At 68.5% G+C, this 18,711-nt stretch carries 17 protein-coding genes; 9 read left to right on the plus strand and 8 right to left on the minus strand.

The genetic code is table 11. The annotated features are described in order from the left end of the window. Nucleotides 1-69: 69 nt before the first annotated feature. Nucleotides 70-1,236, plus strand: coding sequence for a mandelate racemase/muconate lactonizing enzyme family protein (locus BAMB_RS26905; protein WP_011660310.1), 1,167 nt, complete (start codon nucleotides 70-72; stop codon nucleotides 1,234-1,236). Between the two features lie 162 nt (nucleotides 1,237-1,398). Continuing rightward, nucleotides 1,399-2,766, plus strand: a complete 1,368-nt coding sequence (gene dctA / locus BAMB_RS26910) for a C4-dicarboxylate transporter DctA (RefSeq protein WP_011660311.1) — start codon at nucleotides 1,399-1,401, stop codon at nucleotides 2,764-2,766. Between the two features lie 67 nt (nucleotides 2,767-2,833). Here dctA and BAMB_RS26915 read toward each other — a convergent pair whose 3' ends face one another. Both BAMB_RS26915 and BAMB_RS26920 read right to left on the minus strand, forming a co-directional pair. Continuing rightward, the gene (locus tag BAMB_RS26915; protein WP_011660312.1) at nucleotides 2,834-3,427 is read right to left on the minus strand and encodes a hypothetical protein; all 594 of its coding nucleotides are present in this window, start codon (nucleotides 3,425-3,427) and stop codon (nucleotides 2,834-2,836) included. An 8-nt stretch (nucleotides 3,428-3,435) separates the two neighbouring features. After that, nucleotides 3,436-3,558, minus strand: coding sequence for a hypothetical protein (locus BAMB_RS26920; RefSeq protein WP_011660313.1), 123 nt, complete (start codon nucleotides 3,556-3,558; stop codon nucleotides 3,436-3,438). 161 nt (nucleotides 3,559-3,719) lie between these two features. On the opposite strand from BAMB_RS26920, the gene BAMB_RS26925 reads away from it, so the two are divergent. After that, the gene (locus BAMB_RS26925) at nucleotides 3,720-4,358 is read left to right on the plus strand and encodes a LysE family translocator (protein WP_011660314.1); all 639 of its coding nucleotides are present in this window, start codon (nucleotides 3,720-3,722) and stop codon (nucleotides 4,356-4,358) included. Nucleotides 4,359-4,462: 104 nt separating this feature from the next. On the opposite strand, the gene BAMB_RS26930 is transcribed toward BAMB_RS26925, so the two are convergent. After that, nucleotides 4,463-5,674 (minus strand): DUF1444 domain-containing protein, encoded by a 1,212-nt coding sequence (locus BAMB_RS26930; protein ID WP_041491596.1) that lies wholly within the window; start codon nucleotides 5,672-5,674, stop codon nucleotides 4,463-4,465. A 265-nt stretch (nucleotides 5,675-5,939) separates the two neighbouring features. Here BAMB_RS26930 and BAMB_RS35595 point away from each other — a divergent pair, with 265 nt between their 5' ends. The 5 genes from BAMB_RS35595 (at nucleotide 5,940) to BAMB_RS26950 (ending at nucleotide 11,302) form a co-directional block, all read left to right on the plus strand. Beyond that, a complete protein-coding gene (locus BAMB_RS35595; protein WP_162487081.1) occupies nucleotides 5,940-6,083 on the plus strand; it encodes a hypothetical protein in 144 nt (47 codons plus the stop codon). 119 nt (nucleotides 6,084-6,202) lie between these two features. Continuing rightward, nucleotides 6,203-6,952 carry a DUF3348 domain-containing protein gene (locus BAMB_RS26935; RefSeq protein ID WP_011660317.1) on the plus strand — a complete coding sequence of 250 codons (750 nt, stop codon included), beginning with the start codon at nucleotides 6,203-6,205 and terminating at the stop codon, nucleotides 6,950-6,952. 10 nt (nucleotides 6,953-6,962) lie between these two features. After that, nucleotides 6,963-10,010, plus strand: a complete 3,048-nt coding sequence (locus BAMB_RS26940) for a DUF802 domain-containing protein (protein WP_011660318.1) — start codon at nucleotides 6,963-6,965, stop codon at nucleotides 10,008-10,010. Between the two features lie 3 nt (nucleotides 10,011-10,013). After that, nucleotides 10,014-10,658: an OmpA family protein gene (locus tag BAMB_RS26945; protein ID WP_011660319.1), complete on the plus strand. Its 645-nt coding sequence runs from the start codon at nucleotides 10,014-10,016 to the stop codon at nucleotides 10,656-10,658. Next, a complete protein-coding gene (locus BAMB_RS26950; protein WP_011660320.1) occupies nucleotides 10,655-11,302 on the plus strand; it encodes a DUF2894 domain-containing protein in 648 nt (215 codons plus the stop codon). Before BAMB_RS26945 ends, BAMB_RS26950 begins: the two co-directional genes overlap by 4 nt. Before the next feature lie 29 nt (nucleotides 11,303-11,331). Here BAMB_RS26950 and BAMB_RS26955 read toward each other — a convergent pair whose 3' ends face one another. From BAMB_RS26955 to BAMB_RS36295, 5 genes are all read right to left on the minus strand, one after another. Beyond that, entirely contained in the window at nucleotides 11,332-11,904 is a 573-nt protein-coding gene (locus BAMB_RS26955) for an NADPH-dependent FMN reductase (RefSeq protein ID WP_011660321.1), read from the minus strand. 54 nt (nucleotides 11,905-11,958) lie between these two features. After that, entirely contained in the window at nucleotides 11,959-12,645 is a 687-nt protein-coding gene (locus BAMB_RS26960; protein WP_041491597.1) for a hypothetical protein, read from the minus strand. Nucleotides 12,646-12,864: 219 nt separating this feature from the next. Then, the gene (locus BAMB_RS26965; RefSeq protein ID WP_011660323.1) at nucleotides 12,865-13,917 is read right to left on the minus strand and encodes an RNA-guided endonuclease InsQ/TnpB family protein; all 1,053 of its coding nucleotides are present in this window, start codon (nucleotides 13,915-13,917) and stop codon (nucleotides 12,865-12,867) included. A gap of 506 nt (nucleotides 13,918-14,423) precedes the next feature. Next, complete coding sequence (locus tag BAMB_RS26970) at nucleotides 14,424-15,707, minus strand: isoprenylcysteine carboxylmethyltransferase family protein (RefSeq protein ID WP_011660324.1); 1,284 nt, start codon at nucleotides 15,705-15,707, stop codon at nucleotides 14,424-14,426. A gap of 120 nt (nucleotides 15,708-15,827) precedes the next feature. Beyond that, on the minus strand, nucleotides 15,828-17,900 hold the full coding sequence (locus BAMB_RS36295) for a collagen-like triple helix repeat-containing protein (protein WP_082089686.1): 2,073 nt from the start codon (nucleotides 17,898-17,900) through the stop codon (nucleotides 15,828-15,830). 368 nt (nucleotides 17,901-18,268) lie between these two features. Here BAMB_RS36295 and BAMB_RS26985 point away from each other — a divergent pair, with 368 nt between their 5' ends. Next, nucleotides 18,269-18,667: a carboxymuconolactone decarboxylase family protein gene (locus tag BAMB_RS26985; protein WP_011660328.1), complete on the plus strand. Its 399-nt coding sequence runs from the start codon at nucleotides 18,269-18,271 to the stop codon at nucleotides 18,665-18,667. Nucleotides 18,668-18,711: the final 44 nt, after the last annotated feature.

Below are 18,711 nucleotides of genomic sequence, written 5' to 3' on the forward strand. Positions count from 1 at the left end.
TCGGTCTCGTTGCAGCAACGTGCATGCAATCGAGCTACCCGCAAACGTGCCAGTCCAGGAGACGCCGCCATGAGAATCGTCGAGATTCGCGAACAGACCGTTCCGATCAGTTCCCCGATCCGCAACGCCTACATCGACTTCAGCAGGATGACGCTGAGCCTCGTCGCCGTGATCACCGACGTGATCCGGGACGGCAAGCCGGTCGTCGGCTACGGCTTCAATTCGAACGGCCGCTACGGCCAGGGCAAGCTCATGCGCGAGCGCTTCATCCCGCGCATTCTCGAAGCCGACCCCGGCGCGCTCGTCAACGATGCCGGCGACAACCTCGATCCGCACCGAATCTGGGCGACGATGTTCACCAACGAGAAGCCGGGCGGCCATGGCGAGCGCTCGGTCGCGATCGGCACGATCGACATGGCGGTGTGGGACGCGGTGGCCAAGATCGAAGGCAAGCCGCTGTTCCAGCTGCTGGCGGACCGCTACGGCGACGGCCGGCCGGATCGCAGGATCTTCGTCTATGCGGCGGGCGGCTACTACTATCCGGGCCAGGATCACGAGAAGCTGAAGGACGAGATGCGCAGCTACATCGACCGCGGTTACACGGTCGTGAAGAAGAAGATCGGCGGCGCATCGCTCGACGAAGATCTGCGACGCATCGACGCGATCCTCAGCGTGCTCGGCGATGGCCAGAAGCTCGCCGTCGACGCCAACGGCCGCTTCGATCTCGACACCGCGATCCGCTATGCGAAGGCGCTTTCGCAATACGACCTGTTCTGGTACGAGGAACCGGGCGATCCGCTCGACTTCGAGCTGCAGGCGACGCTGCGCAATTACTACGACAAGCCGATGGCGACGGGCGAGGACCTGTTCTCGATGCAGGATGCCCGCAACCTGATCCGCTATGGCGGCATGCGCGCCGACCGCGACTGGCTGCAGTTCGACTGTGCGCTGAGCTACGGCCTCGTCGAGTATCTGCGCACGCTCGACATGCTGCGCCAGCACGGCTGGTCGCCGAGCCGCTGCATTCCGCACGGCGGTCACCAGATGTCGCTCAACATCGCGGCCGGCCTCGGCCTCGGCGGCAACGAGTCGTACCCGGACCTGTTCCAGCCGTACGGCGGCTTCCCGGACGGCGTGAAGGTCGACAACGGCTACATCACGATGCCGGACCTGCCGGGCATCGGCTTCGAAGGCAAGGCCGACCTGTACGCGCAAATGCGGAAGCTGTCCGCATAAGCGTCGTCGGTAAGGTGCGCCGGACGCTCGACGGCGCACCGCATCACATTACAAAAAAATCAATCGGGCAGGCGGAATCGGCGTTGGCGTTCAGGGCGATCGGCTGCATCGCCGGCACGCGTGCGCTTTCCGGAAACAGGACGCCATGCACAGGAGACAGTCATGCTGGCATCACGCATTCGCAGAACGCTTTCCAAACTCTACGTCCAGGTTCTGATCGGCATCGTCGCCGGCATCCTCGTCGGGCACTTCTACCCCGATATCGGCGCCCAGCTCAAGCCGCTCGGCGACCTGTTCATCAAGCTGATCCGGATGTTGCTCGCGCCGATCATCTTTGCGTCGGTCGTGGTCGGCATCGCGCGCATGACCGATCTTCACGAAGCCGGCCGGGTGGGCGTCAAGGCCGTGCTGTATTTCGAAGCCGCGTCCACTGTCGCGCTCGTGGTCGGGATGGCGGTCGTCAATCTGGTCCGGCCGGGCAGCGGGATGAACGCGGATCCGGCGAAGATCGACGGTGCCGCAATCGCCAGCTACACGCACGCGGCGCAGCATCACGGCACGCTCGACTTCCTGATGAGCATCGTGCCGGGCAGTGTCGTCGGCGCTTTCGCGAACGGCGAGATACTGCCGATCATCTTCTTCTCGGTCATCTTCGCGGTCGCGCTCGCGAAACTCGGCGCGAGGACCGCGCCGCTCGTGGACATGCTGGACATGTTCCTGCAAGGGATGTTCGGGGTCGTGCGCATCGTGATGCATGTGGCGCCCGCCGGCGCATTCGGCGGGATGGCGTTCACCATCGCCAGATACGGGATCGGCACGCTCGCACAGTTCGGACAACTGATGCTGTGCCTGTACCTCACGTCGATCCTGTTCGTCGTCGTGGCGCTCGGCCTCGTCATGCGGGTGTGCGGGTTGTCGCTGTGGCAATACCTGCGTTATATCCGCGACGAGATCCTGATCACGCTCGGCACGGCATCGACGGAAGCCGTGCTGCCGCAGATGCTGCTCAAGATGGAGCGAATGGGTTGCTCGCGTCCGGTCGTCGGGATGGTGCTGCCCACCGGCTATACCTTCAATGCCGACGGCACCGCGATCTACCTGACGATGGCGTCGCTGTTCATCGCGCAGGCATTCAACATCCACCTGTCGATCTGGGACCAGCTTCTGCTGCTCGGCGTGCTGCTGCTGACGTCGAAGGGCTCGGCGGGCGTCGCGGGCGCGGGTTTCGTCGCGCTGGCCGCAACCTTGTCGACCATGCATCAGGTGCCCGTATCGGGCCTGGTCCTGCTGCTCGGCGTCGATCGCTTCCTGAACGAGGCGCGCGCCGTCACGAACCTGATCGGCAACGGCGTGGCAACGGTCGTGGTGGCCCGCTGGGAAGGGGCGCTGGACCTCGACAAGGCCCGGGCCGTTCTCGATCGTCGCGCCGGGGCGGAGTCGCTCGTCGCGGACGAGCACGACGCGGGACCGCCGGGGCCGCAGCGGCACACGCACGCGAGCACGCCGGGCATGCAATCGAATGGGCGCTAGTCGCGGCGTGTCAGGAACACGGACATGCGCATGCCGAAACCTGCGCATGCTTGCCGCGCGCCGGTTTTCATTCCTTGCGCCGCCACTGGCTGAACGACACCGGCTTGCGCGCGTCGGCCCGCACCACGCTGACGATGTCGGGCTTGCCAGGATCGACCGGAAACGATTCGGTATGGATCTGGCTGGAAAACACCCAGCCGTGCGTGCGCGGGACGTAGTGGAACGTCACGTAGTCGCTCCAGTGCTGTCCGCATGCGACGTCGTTCTGCACCGTGAAATAGCGCCCCTTCACGGCGATCCCGCCGTCGGCGGCGGATTCCGGATCGAACGGGTCGCACTGCAGCGCGTCGTTCGCGCGCAGCACGACGTCGTCGTTGCGCGCGGCGAGCCGATAGGTGTGGTCGGCCTGTTCCTCATAGATCAGGAGCGGGCGCGGCGACGGCTGCTCGCGCGTGTCGGTCGCGCGATGCACGACGACGAGCAGGGTGCGCCGGCCGTCGCCGAGTGCCGGGCCGGGCTGCGCGACGAACGGCTGATAGCCGGCCGGCAATTGCGCGGCAATCGACGGCGGCAGCGGCGGCGCTGCCTGCGCATGGCAGCACCACGCGGCGAACAGCGGAACGAGGAGGGCTCGACGAACCGCCGCGGCCGGCGCGCGCATCGTGCCCCTCACAGATCCCGCCCGAGAAACGCGGTGTCGGGCACCGGATTGAACGCAACGGGCGGCGCGGGCGTGAAGCCGAGCGAACCATACAGTTGCCTTGCGGCGGCGAATTCGGGCAGCACGATCATGGCGGGTGGCGCGGGTGGCGGGAACGGCAGCCAGCATAGCAGCGCGCCGGTGCTTCCGGCAGCTCGCGAAGCGTGCCAGAATCAGCGACTTCACCGTCGGAATCGACACGATACGACACGCAGGCGCCGGCGCTTCGGCGTCGCTGATCAAGGAGACTTCGATGACTGCATCGGCTGCCGTACTCGCCATTCTGGCCGCGCTGTGGCTCGGCGCGATGATTCCCGGCCCGAGTTTCGTGCTGGTCGCCCGCAATTCGATCGGGCTGTCGCGCCGCGACGGGCTCGCCACCGCGCTCGGCATGGGTGTCGGCGGGATCGCGTTCGGCGGCGTCGCGCTGGCCGGGCTCTACACGCTGCTGCAGACGGTCGAATGGCTGTACGTGGGGCTCAAGGTGGCGGGCGGCGCGTACCTGATCTACATGGCGTCGAAGATCTGGCGCGGCGCCGAGCGGCCGATCGCGATGGACGACCCGCAGGCGGCCGTCGCCGGCAGCGCGCGCAAGTCGTTCTGGATCGGCCTCACGACCCAGCTCAGCAACCCGAAGACGGCGATCTGGTATGGCAGCATCTTCGCGGCGCTGCTGCCGCAGCATCCGCCGCTGTGGTGCTACCTGGCGCTGCCGCCGCTCGTGTTCGGCGTCGAGTGCGGCTGGTACACGATCGTCGCGCTGTGCTTCTCGACCCGCCGGCCGCGCGAGCTTTACCTGCGCGCGAAGAAGTGGGTCGACCGCGTCGCGGCCGGTGCGATCACGCTGCTCGGGCTGCGGCTGATCCTGAACGCGCCGAAGGTCGGCATCTGACGACGGGCGGTGTCGCCGTTTCATTCCTGACGGGCATGCCGCCACGGCCGGTCATGCCGGCGGGCGATAGGGCAGCCGTTCCATCCGACGCGCGCAAGCGCGCGTCACGCCGCCGGAAACCGCTCGATCAGCGCCGCGAACCGCGCTTCATCCGGAAACGCCGTCACTTCATACCGCACTGGCCGGTGCGCGGTGGCCGTCATCAGGTCGCCGCATGCGTCCCGCAGCGCGGCCATCGGCACGTGGGCCGACTGCCGCGTCGCTTCCCGATACAGCACGACGATGTCCGTCTCGGGCAGCAGCGTCGGCACGCCGTCGCTCCACACGCTGACGCTGAACAGCTCGCCGTTCTGCCGCCGGTACACGGTGTAGGTCGCGACGAAGATGTCGGTGCCGTCGCGCTTGTGCAGCTCGTCGAGCAGTGCCCGCTGATCCTGGTAGTCGCCGGCGAGTTCGTCCACGCGCAGCGCATGCAGCTTCGCCTCCAGTCCTGGCGGAACGAAATTGCGCCACGCGGCGCCGTCCCAGCGCAGCATCAGCGACGGCAGCGGGCGCGGCTGCGCGCGCGCCTGTTCGGCGAGTTCGACCATCGTCGCGAGCCCGGCCGCATTGCGGTCGCCGGTGAGCAGCAGCACCGTCCGGTTCGGCGCCATCACCACCGGCGCGCCGGAGATCGGCTGGCGGTGCAGCAGGTCGGTCAGCAGCAGGCGCGCCGCGTCGTAGTAGTCGCTGAACTGCGACAGGAACACGCCGTCGCGCAACGCGGCCCACGGCGCCGACGACATGCCGCGCAGGTTGTCGATCGCGACGTCGCATGCGTCGTCGAAGGTGACGCCCCATTCGGCGAGCCGCGCGGTCGTCAGCCGCGCGACGCTGAATTCGCCGTCGTATGCGATGCCGATCTCGAGGTTCTCGCACAGCGGCCGGAACGCGACCTCCGACGCGCCGGGCTGTCCGGCGAGTTGCAGCGCGACCGCGCCGCGCTCGGTCGCGCTGCGGATCACGGGGCGCAGCCGCGGGCGGACGTCCGCGAAGTTCGACGGGATCTCGTGCTGCATCATCGCGTTCGCCTGGCGCTTGAGCGTCGCTTCGCGCTCGGCCGGCTTCGCGCCCGCGTAATCGCGGAACAGGTTGTGCAGGTTGATGATGTTCGACGGGACATCCGCTTGCACGAGACGGCCCTTGTCGTCCTCGTGAAGCCACTCGCGCGTGTCGCCGGTCGCCCGCAGCGCGGCGATCAGGCGTTCGGCGAAGTCCTGCCGGGTCGGCGGTTTGCTGAAACGCTCGCGCAGGCGCGCGACGAAGTCTGAAAGCATCGTGAGCGGTCGGGCGGGCCCGTCTGTTATTGGTTCTGTTGTCATGGGCGGCGGCACCCGTCTCGCCGGGGCGCCGACTGCGGCCCGCGGATATCGGCCGGATATCCGTCACGCGTCCGGCGGCCCGCACGCCGGGTGCATCGCGGCGCGGGCCCGCGGCGGGCGCGATCGCGCGGCGGGTGTCGCGATGGTACCGCACCTGCGTGGCGAAATAGTAGGCCGGTCAACATCGGCGCCCGCCGGGCCGGGCGCCGCAGTCGCGCGCATGGTGGTGGCCGAAGGCGGCAAGGCGGTGTTGCTGGACATCAATGAGGATGCCGGCGCGAGGCTCGCGCACGAACTCGGCGGGCGGCCGGGTACGTCGCCAGGACCGCGCCGGCTGTCCGCCACCCCGACGATCGGCCCGTGAGCCTTGTGCGGCGGGCGTTCGCGCCGGTTGCGCGGCATCCCGGGCCGGCGCGCTTCCCCGATTCTGGCGGTCGACCTGCCGCTGACGTGTAAACTGCTGCCTTTTTGACGGTTTGCAGCATGGTGCAAGCTCCTCCGCGCCCGGCACTGAGCGGCCCGACGCTCGTCCGGCTGCTCGCGCGCCTGACCGATGCCGACGTCGCGGAATCCCGGCAGCCGCTGTCTGACCGCCTGAGCCAGTGGCTCGGCTGGACCGACGCGATCACGCTGTCGTCCGCGCTGAATGCGACCCCGCCCGGCGTCGCGGCCGGCGTGCGCGGTTACGACGCCGAGCGCGACGGCGCGCGCGTGCGCCACGACCTCGCGCAGGCGATCACGGCCGCCCACCGCCCGCGTACGCGGCGGCGCCCCGGCGAGATGCCGCCGCCGCCCGCCGACACGGCCGATTTCGCGGATTTCCGCCAGAGCTGTCTGTCCCTGCAGCAGGAGATGGAGACCGCGATCGGCCAGTTGCGCGGCCGCCTGCGGGTCGCGCTCGCCGCGCGTTCGTCCGGGATGGCGCGGCTCGCGGCGCTCGACGCGATCATGGAGCGCGTGCTCGGTGCGCGCGAGCGCAGCCTGCTGTCCGCCGTGCCCGCGCTGCTCGGCACGCGCTTCGAGCGGCTGCGCGACGCGGAACGGCAGGCGCTGGCCGATGCGCAAGCGGCAGCCGATGCCGATGCCGACGGCGACGCGCCGTCCGCCGCGGCGATCGTGCCCGGCACGTGGCTCGATACGTTCCGCGACGAAATGAAAAGCATCCTGCTCGCCGAACTCGAAGTCCGGTTTCAAACGGTAGACGGGCTGCTTGCAGCCCTTCGTACCTGCTAATCCCTACGCTATGTCCAGAATTCGTCTTGATCTCGTTGTCTTCATCGCCGGCCTGCTCGCAGTCTGTTGGATCGGCGTCGGCTATGTCGCGTCGAGCCCGCTCGCGGCGGCCGTCACGCTGCTGATCGGCGCGTGCTACGTCGCCGGTGCGTGGGAACTGCTGCGCTACCGGCAGGCGACCGCCACGCTGTCGCGCGCGGTGGCCGGCCTGACCGAACCGCCCGCGACACTCGACACGTGGCTCGATACGCTGCACCCGGGCCTGCGCGGCGCGGTGCGTGCGCGGGTCGAAGGCGCGCGCGTCGCGCTGCCGGGCCCGTCGTTGACGCCGTATCTCGTCGGCCTGCTGGTGCTGCTCGGCATGCTCGGCACGCTGCTCGGGATGGTCGTGACGCTGAAGGGCACGGGCGCCGCGCTCGAAAGCGCGACCGACCTCGACGCGATTCGCGCGTCGCTGATCGCGCCGGTGAAGGGCCTCGGCTTCGCGTTCGGCACGTCGATCGCGGGTGTCGCGACGTCCGCGATGCTCGGCCTGCTGTCCGCGCTCGTGCGCCGCGAACGCGTCGACGCGGGCCAGCAGCTCGACGCGAAGATCGCGACGACGTTGCGCGTGCATTCGTCCGCGCATCAGCGCGACGAATCGTTCCGGCTGCTGCAGCGCCAGGCCGACGTGATGCCGGCGCTGGTCGACCGATTGCAGACGATGATGACGACGCTCGAGGCGCGCAGCGTCGCGCTGCACGATCGCCAGCTCGAAAGCCAGCAGGCGTTCTTCGATCGCACCGAGCGCGCGTATGCCGGTTTGGCGTCGAACGTCGGCGACGCGCTGAAGGAAAGTGCCGCCGAAAGCGCGCGCGTGGCCGGCGCCGCGCTGCAGCCGGTCGTCGCGGCGACGATGACGGGCCTCGCGCAGGAGATGGCCGCGCTGCGCGACACCGTGACGGGCGCCGTGCAGCGTCAGCTCGACGGGCTGACGGACGGTTTCGAGAAGACGACCGAAAACGTGACGGCCGTATGGAACCGCGCGCTCGACGAGCAGCGCCGCACGGGCGACGCCGTCGCGCAGCAGCTGCAGACGACGCTCGGCCAGTTCACCGACACCTTCGCGCAGCGTTCGACGGACCTGCTCGACGGCGTCGCGACGCGGCTCGAATCGACCGAGAGCCGCCTGTCCGACGCGTGGCGCGACGCGCTCGCGCGTCAGGAGCAGGTCGGCGAGACGCTGGCCGGCCAGCATGCGCAGGCGCTGGGCGACGCCGCCGCGACGTTCGAGCGGCATTCGGGCGCGGTGCTCGCCGCGATGCGCGAGTCGCACACGGGGCTGCAGACGCAACTGGCCGCGCGCGACGAGGAACGGCTGTCGGTATGGAATGCTTCGCTGACCGCGATGGCGACGAAGCTCGGCGACGAATGGCAGCGCGCGGGCGCGCACAGCGCGGGCCGTCAGCAGGAGATCTGCGACGCGCTTGCGCAAACGACGCGCGATCTGACCGCGCAAGCGGCAACGTTCGAGCAACGCTCGAACGAGCTGCTGTCGACGATCCGCGATTCGCACTCGGGCTTGCAATCGCAACTGGCTGCCCGTGACGAAGAACGTCTCGCGACTTGGAGTGCTTCGCTCACGGAGATGGCGACGAAGCTCGGTGACGAATGGCAACGTGCAGGCGCGCACAGCGCGGGCCGTCAGCAGGAGATCTGCGACGCACTCGCGCAAACGACCCGCGATCTCACCACTCAGGCAGCCACGTTCGAACAACGCTCGAACGAGCTGCTGTCGACGATCCGCGATTCGCACACGGGCCTGCAAACGCAACTCGCTGCCCGTGACGAAGAACGTCTCGCGACGTGGAATGCTTCGCTCATGGAGATGGCGACGAAGCTTGGCGACGAATGGCAGCGAGCCGGCGTGCATAGCGCGGGCCGTCAGCAGGAAATCTGCGACGCGCTTGCACAAACGACGCGCGATCTGAGCGTGCAAGCGGCGACGTTCGAACAACGCTCGAACGACCTGCTGTCGACGATCCGCGATTCGCACTCCGGCCTGCAAACGCAACTGGCTGCCCGTGACGAGGAACGTCTCGCGACGTGGAATGCTTCGCTCGCGGAGATGGCGACGAAGCTCGGCGACGAATGGCAGCGAGCCGGCGTGCACAGCGCGGGCCGTCAGCAGGAGATCTGCGACGCACTCGCGCAAACGACCCGCGATCTCACCACTCAGGCAGCAACGTTCGAACAGCGCTCGAACGATCTGCTGTCGACGATCCGCGAATCGCACACGGGCCTGCAGACGCAACTGGCCGCGCGCGACGAAGAACGCCTGTCCGCCTGGAACGACTCGCTCGCCGCGATGGCCGCCGCGCTGCGCGACGAATGGGCGCGCACGACCGAACAGGCCGCGACGCGCCAGCAGGACATCTGCGACACGCTGACCCGCACCGCGAACGACATCACCGCGCAGGCGCAGGTGCACGCGAGCGACACGATCAACGAAATCTCGCGCCTCGTGCAGGCCGCGTCGGAAGCGCCGAAGGCCGCGGCCGACGTCGTCGCTGAACTGCGTCAGCGCCTGTCCGACAGCATGGTGCGCGACACCGCGATGCTCGAGGAGCGCAGCCGCCTGCTCGCGACGCTCGAAACGCTGCTCGGCGCGGTCAATCACGCATCCACCGAACAGCGCACCGCGATCGACGCGCTCGTCAGCACGTCGGCCGATCTGCTCGATCGCGTCGGCGCACGCTTCAACGACACCGTCGATGCCGAAACGCGCAAGCTCGATGCGGTGGCCGCGCAGGTTACGGCCGGCGCCGTCGAGGTCGCGAGCCTCGGCGATGCATTCGGTGCGGCCGTGCAGATCTTCGGCGAATCGAACGACAAGCTGCTGAACCACCTGCAGCGCATCGAGGCCGCGCTCGAGAAGTCGCTCGCGCGCAGCGACGAGCAGCTCGAGTACTACGTCGCGCAGGCGCGCGAGGTGATCGACCTGAGCATGATGTCGCAGAAGCAGATCGTCGAAGACCTGCAGCAGATCGCCGGTCGGCGGGCATCGGTCGGAGCGTGACGCATGCATGACGAAATCGACGACGGCACGCCTTCCGCGCCGGTGTGGCCCGCGTTCGCCGACCTGATGTCGGTGCTGCTCGGCGCGTTCGTGCTGATTCTCGTCGGCGTGATCGGCATGCAGTTGCAGCTCACGTCGAAGCTCGAGGAAGCCGTGCGTGCGCGCCAGCAGGAGGCGCAGCAGCGCAAGTCGCTCGAACAGGCGCTCGCCGGGCCGCTCGCGGCCGGCCGCGTGACGCTCGTGAACGGCCGCATCGGCATCAGCGGCGCCGTGCTGTTCGCACTGAACTCCGACCAGCTGCAGCCCGACGGCCGCGATCTGCTGAAGACGCTGGCCGGGCCGCTGGCCGCCTATCTGACGACGCGCGACGAGATCCTGATGATCAGCGGCTTCGCCGACGACCAGCAGGTGCGCGCCGGCAACCGCCAGTTCGCGGACAACTGGGAGCTGTCGGCCAAGCGCGCGCTGACGGTCACGCGGGCGCTGATCGACGCCGGCGTGCCGGCGCGGTCGGTGTTCGCGGCCGCGTTCGGTTCCGAGCAGCCGGTCAGCTCGAATGCGGACGACGAAGGCCGCGCGAAGAACCGTCGCGTGGAGATCGCACCGGTGCCGCGCAAGTCCGCATCGAACGGAGGGAAGCCGAAGTGACGGACGACGCGACGCACGTGCGCGCGACGCTCGACGCGTGGCGCGAGCAGGGCGCCCACCGGCTCGATCCGGTGCGCTTCCATCGGCTCGACGCACTCGAGAAGCGCGCGGCCGCGTTCGACGGCGACGCGCGCGCGTTGCTCGATGCGCGGCTCGCGACGCTGCTGGAAGGGTTTGCGGAGATCGTCGCGCGCGCCGGTGAAGCGGCAGCCGCGAGCGAGACGGCGCAAGCAAGCGCGCAGGCGCCTGCACGCGGTGCGCTCGGTGGGCTTGTCGAGCAGCTCGCGCGCGATGCGCAGGCCGACCGGCGCGGTGTCGATCCCGAGCTGATCGACTACTTCCGCACGATGTGGTCGAAGGTCCGGACCGAACAGCAATATCGCCAGTCGCTCGACCAGGTGCCGCGCAACGCGGGACCGCTCAATTCGAACAGCCTCGTGCATCGGTCGCTCGCGACCATGCGCGAGCTGTCGCCGGAATATCTGCAGCAATTCCTGTCGTATATCGATGCGCTCGCGTGGCTCGAGGATCTCGCCGGCGGCGGCGCGCAGCCGGAGAAGGAAGCGCCGCGCGCGAAGGCCGCGAAGCCGGCTAAACCGGCGGCGAAACCGGCGAGGAAGACCACGCGCACCAAGGCGCGATAACGCACGCGGTCGGCCGCGCCGATCGTTGTCTAGCGGCCCGGCGCCTGCGCGTCGATCGCCGCGCGCAGCGCGTGCAACGCATCGGTGAGCGCCGACGCGAACGGCGGGTGCGCGGCGATGTCCGCCGCATCGAGCTGGCTGCCGAGGATCGGCAGCGCGATCGACGCGCGCTCGACGATGCACGCCGACATCACCGACAGCGTTTCCCGCAGCGCTGCGTCCGCATGCGTCGCGCGCGGCGACGCGTTCAATACCGCAACCGGCTTGTCCACGACGGCTTCGCATCCCACGACCCAGTCCAGCGCGTTCTTCATCACGCCCGTCACGCCGTGTGCGTATTCCGGGCTTGCGATCAGCACGCCGTCCGCGATGTTCAGCCGCTCGATCAGGTCGCGCACCGCGGCCGGCGACGGATGTTCGGCATCGGGATTGAACAGCGGAAATTCACCGAGACGATCGAAGCGCGTGATGCGCATCCCGCGCGGCGCGACGCGTGCTGCCGCATCCAGCAGCGCCGCGTTGTACGACTGCGCACGCAGGCTGCCGCACAGCGCGACGATGTCGATGTGGCGTTCGGAATCGGTTCGGGGTTCGGTAGACATCGAGGTGGGCGTCGGTAGGTGGGTTGCGCGGTGACGTCGCGCGGATCCGCCGGATTATCGCATCGACGCGTGATCGGCGTGAGCGACGTGACGCGCGCTGGCGGCCCGGTGCAGATGGGCGAGTTCGCGTTCCTCCTGCTGAAATCTCGCGTCCTGACACCTTGCGCCAGCGACGTCCGTCATCCCCGTTGCCCGCGCCAGTTCACCGAGCGTCCACCCGTTGCCGAGCAACAGCCGGCGCGTATGCAGCGCGCCGTGCACGTGGTCCGCGACGGCTTCGCCGAGATAACGCAGCGCGCGGCCTTCGACGTCGACGAAGCCGTGCCGGTACTCGTGCGCGAGCGTGGCCCACAGCTGCGCCGCGCCGACCGACTGCCGGGCGCCGCTGATCAGGCACAGCCCCGCGTCGAGCGCCCAGCGATAGAGCGTCGTCGCGAGGCCCTTGCGTTGCGCGGACCCGCGCAGCCGCGTATGCGGGGCGCGCAGGTAGCGGTCCGCGCGGCGCGGGAGTTCGGGCAAGCGGTTGAAGATCGTGTAGCCGGCGAGCTGCCGGGCCGACGGATCCTCGATGTAAAGGAAGTATTCGCCGTCCGCCTCGCGGTGGCGGACGATCAGGCCCGAGTCGCCGAGCGCGACGGCCGGCAGGCCGTGCAGGCGATGGCCCGGATGGTGCAGACGCGCATGGAGCGTGTCGAGTTCATCGTCGATGTCGTGCTGGGAATGCTGTACGTCGATACGCATGGCAAAAGGCGCCCGTCCCGGGCGCATCGAGAAAGCGGTTCATCGCAACGGGGAATGGACGGGGAAGCGGCCCCGGGCTCGACGCGCGAGCCGGGGCCGCGAATCAGCCGGGGATGTGCTGGAAGCCGGCGGCGATCGCGGCGAGGCCCGCGATGCAGAGTGCGAACAGGATCAGGACTTTGTGGATCACGCCTCTCTCCTCTTGACGTCCTCACCCGCCTAAAGGCAGGTGATTCCCACACCTGGCGATGCACGTCCGCATCGGAGAATGTTCAGCGCAGCGTTGGTATCTCGATCATGCTCGACACCACATTCACTGCAGGCCCACTCTCTTATTCGCAGTCCGGCGATACCTTTCGGCCGCGTCGTGCTGTCTTTCGACCCGCACGCCGAACAGGACTGGGTAGAACCGCTTTCGTCGACTTCCTCGAACGTGGCCCCGTGCGCGATCGCCTTGTAGCGGAGCTTGCTTCGGAAGGACGACCAGGATGCGTCGTAGACGCTCTTCGCCATCCTGGTTCTGGCGAGCTTCGCGGCCGACACGTTGCCGACCGCGATGTAATCGAAACGCCGCACCAGATCGAGCGCGAGCTTGTGCTGGAAATCGGCACGGGCATTCGCCACTTTGGCGTGCAGCTTCGCGATATGTCGCTTGTGCTTGCGCGCCCGTTGAGCTTTCGCCAGTTTCTCCGCCGCGCGTCGGCCGAATCGGTCATTGGGCAGCTTCTCGCCGGTCGAAAGTGTGGCGAAGTCTTTCAGGCCGAGATCGATGCCAACACCGGAACGGACCGGGCGGGCCTGCATATCGGGCATCTCGATCACGATGTTGAGAAACCAGTTGCCGCGCGCATCCTGTGCGAAGTTGGTCCCATCCTTGATCTTGCCTTCGGGAAGCGGCCGGCTACTGAACACGCGAAAGGTATTGCCGGCGAATCGGAACGCATCACCCTCGCGCTTCAGGTGACAGCCCTTCAGTGGCACCCAGCCAAGCGACTTCCTGCCGCGATAGCGCAGGTAAGGCCGACGGTGCTGGCTGCGCGACTTCGCGTATTGCTCGCACGTCGCGTTGATCGTGCCGGAGTGAATGCCAAGCGCCTTGCTGCTGCCGCTCGTCAGTCCATTCAGGTCGAAGCCTGTTGGCCACTTCTTGCTCCATTTCAGCGCGTGCTTCTGCGTATCGTTGCAGAAGTTCCAGACGTAGTTCACCGCACGGCTCTGCTTGTTGAGCAGTCCGTTGAGCGACTTCACCCGGTAGCGGTAGACAAGAATCATGCCGGTGATCCTAACCCGTGGAAGAAGCTGCCTGTCAACAGCACGCCTTTCCTTCCCGCCATCCGCCCCGAAGGAAGTCCCATTGGGGGAAATGGCGGGGTTTCTCGGAGCACATTCTGATGAACGCGCGGCGCCGAAGGACGGCGCCGCGGAGACGGTGACGGCGGGCACGGCCCGCGCGGCCGTCGTGCGGGACGACGGTCGGAGGTCCGGCGACAGGCGCGCGCGGACGGTCAGCACCATACGCGACGGGCGCGGGGCGGGCAATCCGACGGCGGGAGAAAAGCGACGAAACGCGGGGAATCGGCGTGTTTCGCGACAATTGGCCGCAAGGGGCGGCGTGTGATGGCGATGCGTTTGCGTGGGCGGGGCCCGGCGTGCGACATCGCGAGTGGGTTTGTATCGCACATGCGCGACACGACACGGCAGCCGCTGCGTCGATCGCACGCGTTCCGCCCGGCTGCCATGCTCGAGGCGCTCATCGAACCGATGGGCGCGAGACACCCTCACACCGCCTGCCGCACCCCGAACGCCTGCTTGATCCGCGCGAACAACCCGTGCCGAGCGATCCATTCCGCATACGCGCGATAGTCGGGATCCCGCATCAAATGCCGTTCTTCCGTCTTCGCCCGCGTGTAGTAGATCAGGTTGACCGCGACGAGCCCCGCGCAGTGCATGAGCCCGAGCTGCCAGCCGAGCGGCTCGACGAACGGTACCGACACCATCCAGTACGACAGGTTCTTCGCGATGTACGCCGGATGCTTCGTGAAGCGGTACGGGCCCGACGTGATGATCCCGCGGTTCGTGAGGTTCGAGAAACGCAGCCCGAACGAGATCGTCGACAGCGCGTAGGTCATCAGCAGCAGGATGATCACCGCGCCCCAGATCACGCGCAGTGTCGGCGCGGACAACAGCCAGTTGTCCCAGAACAGCGAGCCTTCGTAGCGGATGTAGTTGTTCGAGATCAGCGACCAGAACGGCTGGTAGCACATCAGCGCGGCGACCCAGCCGAGCGTGGTCGGCTCGACGGTGCGCACGTGGCTGTCGAGGATGCGGAACGTGCACAGGTAGCCGACGGTGCCGAACATCAGGTCCATCGTGAACGACAGGTCGTACAGGAACACGAAGGTCGCGAGCGTCATCGGCGCGTGCATCGCGTTCGCGAGCGACGCGCTCAGGTGATCGGCGTCCTTCGACAGGTAGACGGTCATCAGCGGCAGGAAGAACGCCTTCACGCCCCAGCCGGCGAGCATCTCGCGCACGGGCTGCCAGCTCGCGGGCTGCTCGCGGCGGAACAGGAAGCGGCCCCACAGCAGGTACGCGTCGTCGGTCTCGCGCTGGTGGCGATCCATCCACGCGAAGTAGAACGGCGCGGCGACGATCACGTACGGCGCAAGCGAGCGCAGCAGCGACCAGAACGGCAGGTAGAACGCGCCGTGATATTCGGGCAGCAGCCAGTAGAGCAGGCCGATGCCGGCGTAGATCGACGTCAGCGCGCCGAGCCGCGTCGTGACGCGGGCGAGGCCGAGCGTGCGCACGGCCTGCCGCGACAGTCCCGCGCTCGGGCGCAGGTAGACGCGCGAGATGAAGATTTCGTGCAGCGCGATCGTGCCGATGATCGCGAGGCTGGCGATGACCGCGCGTGTGGCCGCGTCGAGGGTCGGCTGGTCGCGGGTGATCCACAGCGCGAACAGGCCGGCCGCGATGCCGAGCAGGCCGGCGCGCAATGGTGTGGCGGAACGGGGCGGGCGGTCCGGGACCGCGGCGATGCCGTCGATGGTGGAATTCATGATCGAATCCTCGTCGGGATGAGGGCCGGCGCCCCCGCTTGGCGGGTGACGCCGGCCGTCGGCCGGGCATTGGATTGGTACGCGCCCGGCCATTGGCCTGTGGTTTTGATAGGTGAAGCGTTACTTCTTCGGGGTGGCGCCGAGCAGACCGCCGAGCAGGTTCGTCACCGGCGCGAGCAGATTGTTCGTGCTGCCCGCGGCACCGGTCGAGCTGCCGGTCAGGCCGGTCGCGACGGTGCTGCTGCCGGTGGGCGTCGTCACCGTGCCGGCCGCGCCGCTCGGGCTGGCCGTGCCGAGCGCGCCCAACGCGCCGGCCGGCGACGTCAGCGAACCCGTCAGCGTGCCGACGGGGCCGCTCGTCAGCGCACCGCCGAGGTTGCCTGTCAGGCCGCCGCCCGGCGTCGTGACCGTGCCGGTCAGGCTGGCGCCGAGCGGGGTCAGCGAGTTGACGAGGCCGGTGACCGGCGCAAGCAGGCCGCCGACACCCGAGCCGCTGGTGCCGCTGGTGCCACTCGTTCCACTCGAGCCGAGGCCGCCGAGCGCACCCGTCACCGTGCCGAGCAGGCCGGTGATCGGCGCGAGCGGGCCGCCGCTGGTGCCACTCGTGCCGCTCGTTCCGCTGGTGCCGCCCGATCCGCTCGAGCTGCTGCCGCCGCCGAGGCCACCCGTCAGCGTACCGAGCAGACCGGTGATCGGCGCGAGCGGGTTGGTGCCGCTGCTCGAGCTGCCGCTGGACAGCAGGCCGCCGGCCGACGCCACCGTGTTGCCGAGCTGGGACACGCTGCCGCCGGCGCTCGTGCCGACCGGGTTGCCGGTCGCGCTGCCGACCTGCGAGCCGGCCAGGCCGAGGCCGCTGCCGAGCGTGCTCAGCAGGCGGCTGAGCGGCGCGCCGAGCAGGGTCGCGTTGCCGAGCGTCTGCGTGGCGCCCGGCGTCGTGACGCCGCCGGTCAGCGTGTTCGTGATCGGGTTGATCACGCTGCCGAGCTGCGTCTCGAGTTGCTGGACCGGCGCGGTGTTCAGCGCCGTGTTCAGCGCCGATGCGGTCGAGTTGACGGCGGTGCCGACCGTGTTGACCAGATCGCCGACCAGCGTCGTGGCCGGCGCGAGCGGCGACAGCGGTCCGCTGCCGAGGCTCGTCACCGCGTTGCCGAGGTTGTTGACCGCGCCGCCGGCGCCGGTCAGCAGGCCGGTGGTCGACGTGAGCGTCGGGCCGAGCGGGTTCGGCGACACGCCGATCGAGCCGAGGCCGGCCGCGACGCCGCTGCCGAGCGACTGCACGCCGTTGCCGAGGCTCGTGACGGCGTTGCCGATGCTGGTGGCCGTCGTCGGGCTCGTGCCGGGGACCTGCACGCCGCCGATCTGGGTACCGCCGTTCGCGACTGTCGTGCCCAGTCCCGTGACGAGCGTGCCGGTTTGCTGGAGGACGTTGCCGAGCGGGGTGACGTTGCTGGAGGTGCCTGAGGTGCCGGAAGTACCCGAGGTGCCGGACGTACCCGAGGTGCCGGAAGTGCCCGATGTACCGGAAGTACCCGACGTACCGGAGGTGCCCGAGGTACCGGAAGTACCCGACGTGCCGGAGGTACCCGACGTGCCGGAAGTACCCGACGTGCCGGAGGTACCCGAGGTGCCGGAAGTACCCGACGTACCGGAAGTGCCCGAGGTACCGGAAGTGCCCGACGTACCGGAAGTGCCGGAAGTGCCGGAAGTGCCGGAAGTGCCGGAAGTGCCGGAAGTGCCGGAAGTGCCGGAAGTGCCGGAAGTGCCGGAAGTGCCGGAAGTGCCGGAGGTGCCGGAGGTGCCGGAAGTGCCTGAGCTGCCGGAAGTACCCGACGTACCGGAAGTACCCGACGTGCCGGACGTACCCGAGGTGCCGGACGTACCTGACGTACCGGAAGTGCCCGACGTACCGGAAGTACCCGAAGTCCCCGAAGTCCCCGAAGTCCCCGAACTACCGCCTCCCGACGTCCCCGACGACCCCCCACCGGAAGTCCCCGAACTACCGCCACCGGACGTCCCCGTCGACGTGTTCCCGGATGCTCCCGAAGTCCCCGAGGTCCCCGAAATGCCGGACGTTCCCGACGTGCTCGGCTTGACCGACGGCGTGACCGGCCCGTCGACCGAGCCGCATCCGTAGAGTGTGACGAGCGACAGGACGGCCAGCGATACCGTCGTTTTCTTGAAGTAATGGTGCATGGTGCCCTCGACATTGGAAGTTGTGCCGAGGGCCATTACTGCAAATTCCGCGCCATGACATCTTTCACGCGACGCACCGGCGCTTTGTTGCGGAAATCGGGAATATCGGCGCGATTTAAACGGAGGAATAGCGGTTTCGCGAGATGGGCATACCAAGCGCGCCAATCCGCCCGCTGCGATGTTCCCGTAAGGCGCCGTAACGCGCGGCGCGATGTTACGTAGCGTTCGTTCCGATGCGACGCGACGCGGGGTGGCCGTGACCGGAACGCCGACTCTTTGACGAAACCCCCGCGTGCCGCGAACATGACGCGAACCCACCCGGCCGCGGCCGGCGCCGAAGCGGCCGCGACTTCACACAGGACACCGACATGAGCGAACAGGACAGGGAACAGGGCAAGGCACGCCGCGCCGAAGTCATGGGCGACGCATTCGTCGAGCGCGCGATGCGCGACCTCGACGGATTTTCGCGTCCGCTGCAGAACTGGCTGAACGAGCACGCATGGGGCAGCACCTGGCAGCGCGACGGCATCGACCTGAAGACGCGCAGCCTCTGCACGTGCGCGATGCTGGCGGCGCTGGGCCGCAGCACGGAGCTGAAGGGCCACGTGCGCGGCGCGCTCAACAACGGCGCGAGTCTCGTCGAGATCCGCGAGGTGCTGCTGCACAGCGCGCTGTACGCGGGTGCGCCGGCCGCGGTCGAAGCGTTCCGCAGCGCACGCGAGGTGATCGCGGAACTCGGGCTGTCGCTGCCCGACGACGAAGCGTGACCGACGCGCGGTGCCCGCCCCCGCAGTGCCGGCGCGCCGCCATC

The organism is Burkholderia ambifaria AMMD (genome assembly GCF_000203915.1).
GTDB lineage: Bacteria > Pseudomonadota > Gammaproteobacteria > Burkholderiales > Burkholderiaceae > Burkholderia > Burkholderia ambifaria.

What these genes read in the sequence shown, in the direction of transcription:
- BAMB_RS26905 (WP_011660310.1), top strand. Translation starts at nt 70, where the DNA reads ATGAGAATCGTCGAGATTCGCGAACAGACCGTTCCGATCAGTTCCCCG.
- dctA (WP_011660311.1), top strand. Translation starts at nt 1,399, where the DNA reads ATGCTGGCATCACGCATTCGCAGAACGCTTTCCAAACTCTACGTCCAG.
- BAMB_RS26915 (WP_011660312.1), bottom strand. Translation starts at nt 3,427, where the DNA reads ATGCGCGCGCCGGCCGCGGCGGTTCGTCGAGCCCTCCTCGTTCCGCTG.
- BAMB_RS26920 (WP_011660313.1), bottom strand. Translation starts at nt 3,558, where the DNA reads ATGATCGTGCTGCCCGAATTCGCCGCCGCAAGGCAACTGTATGGTTCG.
- BAMB_RS26925 (WP_011660314.1), top strand. Translation starts at nt 3,720, where the DNA reads ATGACTGCATCGGCTGCCGTACTCGCCATTCTGGCCGCGCTGTGGCTC.
- BAMB_RS26930 (WP_041491596.1), bottom strand. Translation starts at nt 5,674, where the DNA reads ATGCTTTCAGACTTCGTCGCGCGCCTGCGCGAGCGTTTCAGCAAACCG.
- BAMB_RS35595 (WP_162487081.1), top strand. Translation starts at nt 5,940, where the DNA reads ATGGTGGTGGCCGAAGGCGGCAAGGCGGTGTTGCTGGACATCAATGAG.
- BAMB_RS26935 (WP_011660317.1), top strand. Translation starts at nt 6,203, where the DNA reads ATGGTGCAAGCTCCTCCGCGCCCGGCACTGAGCGGCCCGACGCTCGTC.
- BAMB_RS26940 (WP_011660318.1), top strand. Translation starts at nt 6,963, where the DNA reads ATGTCCAGAATTCGTCTTGATCTCGTTGTCTTCATCGCCGGCCTGCTC.
- BAMB_RS26945 (WP_011660319.1), top strand. Translation starts at nt 10,014, where the DNA reads ATGCATGACGAAATCGACGACGGCACGCCTTCCGCGCCGGTGTGGCCC.
- BAMB_RS26955 (WP_011660321.1), bottom strand. Translation starts at nt 11,904, where the DNA reads ATGTCTACCGAACCCCGAACCGATTCCGAACGCCACATCGACATCGTC.
- BAMB_RS26960 (WP_041491597.1), bottom strand. Translation starts at nt 12,645, where the DNA reads ATGCGTATCGACGTACAGCATTCCCAGCACGACATCGACGATGAACTC.
- BAMB_RS26965 (WP_011660323.1), bottom strand. Translation starts at nt 13,917, where the DNA reads ATGATTCTTGTCTACCGCTACCGGGTGAAGTCGCTCAACGGACTGCTC.
- BAMB_RS26970 (WP_011660324.1), bottom strand. Translation starts at nt 15,707, where the DNA reads ATGAATTCCACCATCGACGGCATCGCCGCGGTCCCGGACCGCCCGCCC.
- BAMB_RS36295 (WP_082089686.1), bottom strand. Translation starts at nt 17,900, where the DNA reads ATGCACCATTACTTCAAGAAAACGACGGTATCGCTGGCCGTCCTGTCG.
- BAMB_RS26985 (WP_011660328.1), top strand. Translation starts at nt 18,269, where the DNA reads ATGAGCGAACAGGACAGGGAACAGGGCAAGGCACGCCGCGCCGAAGTC.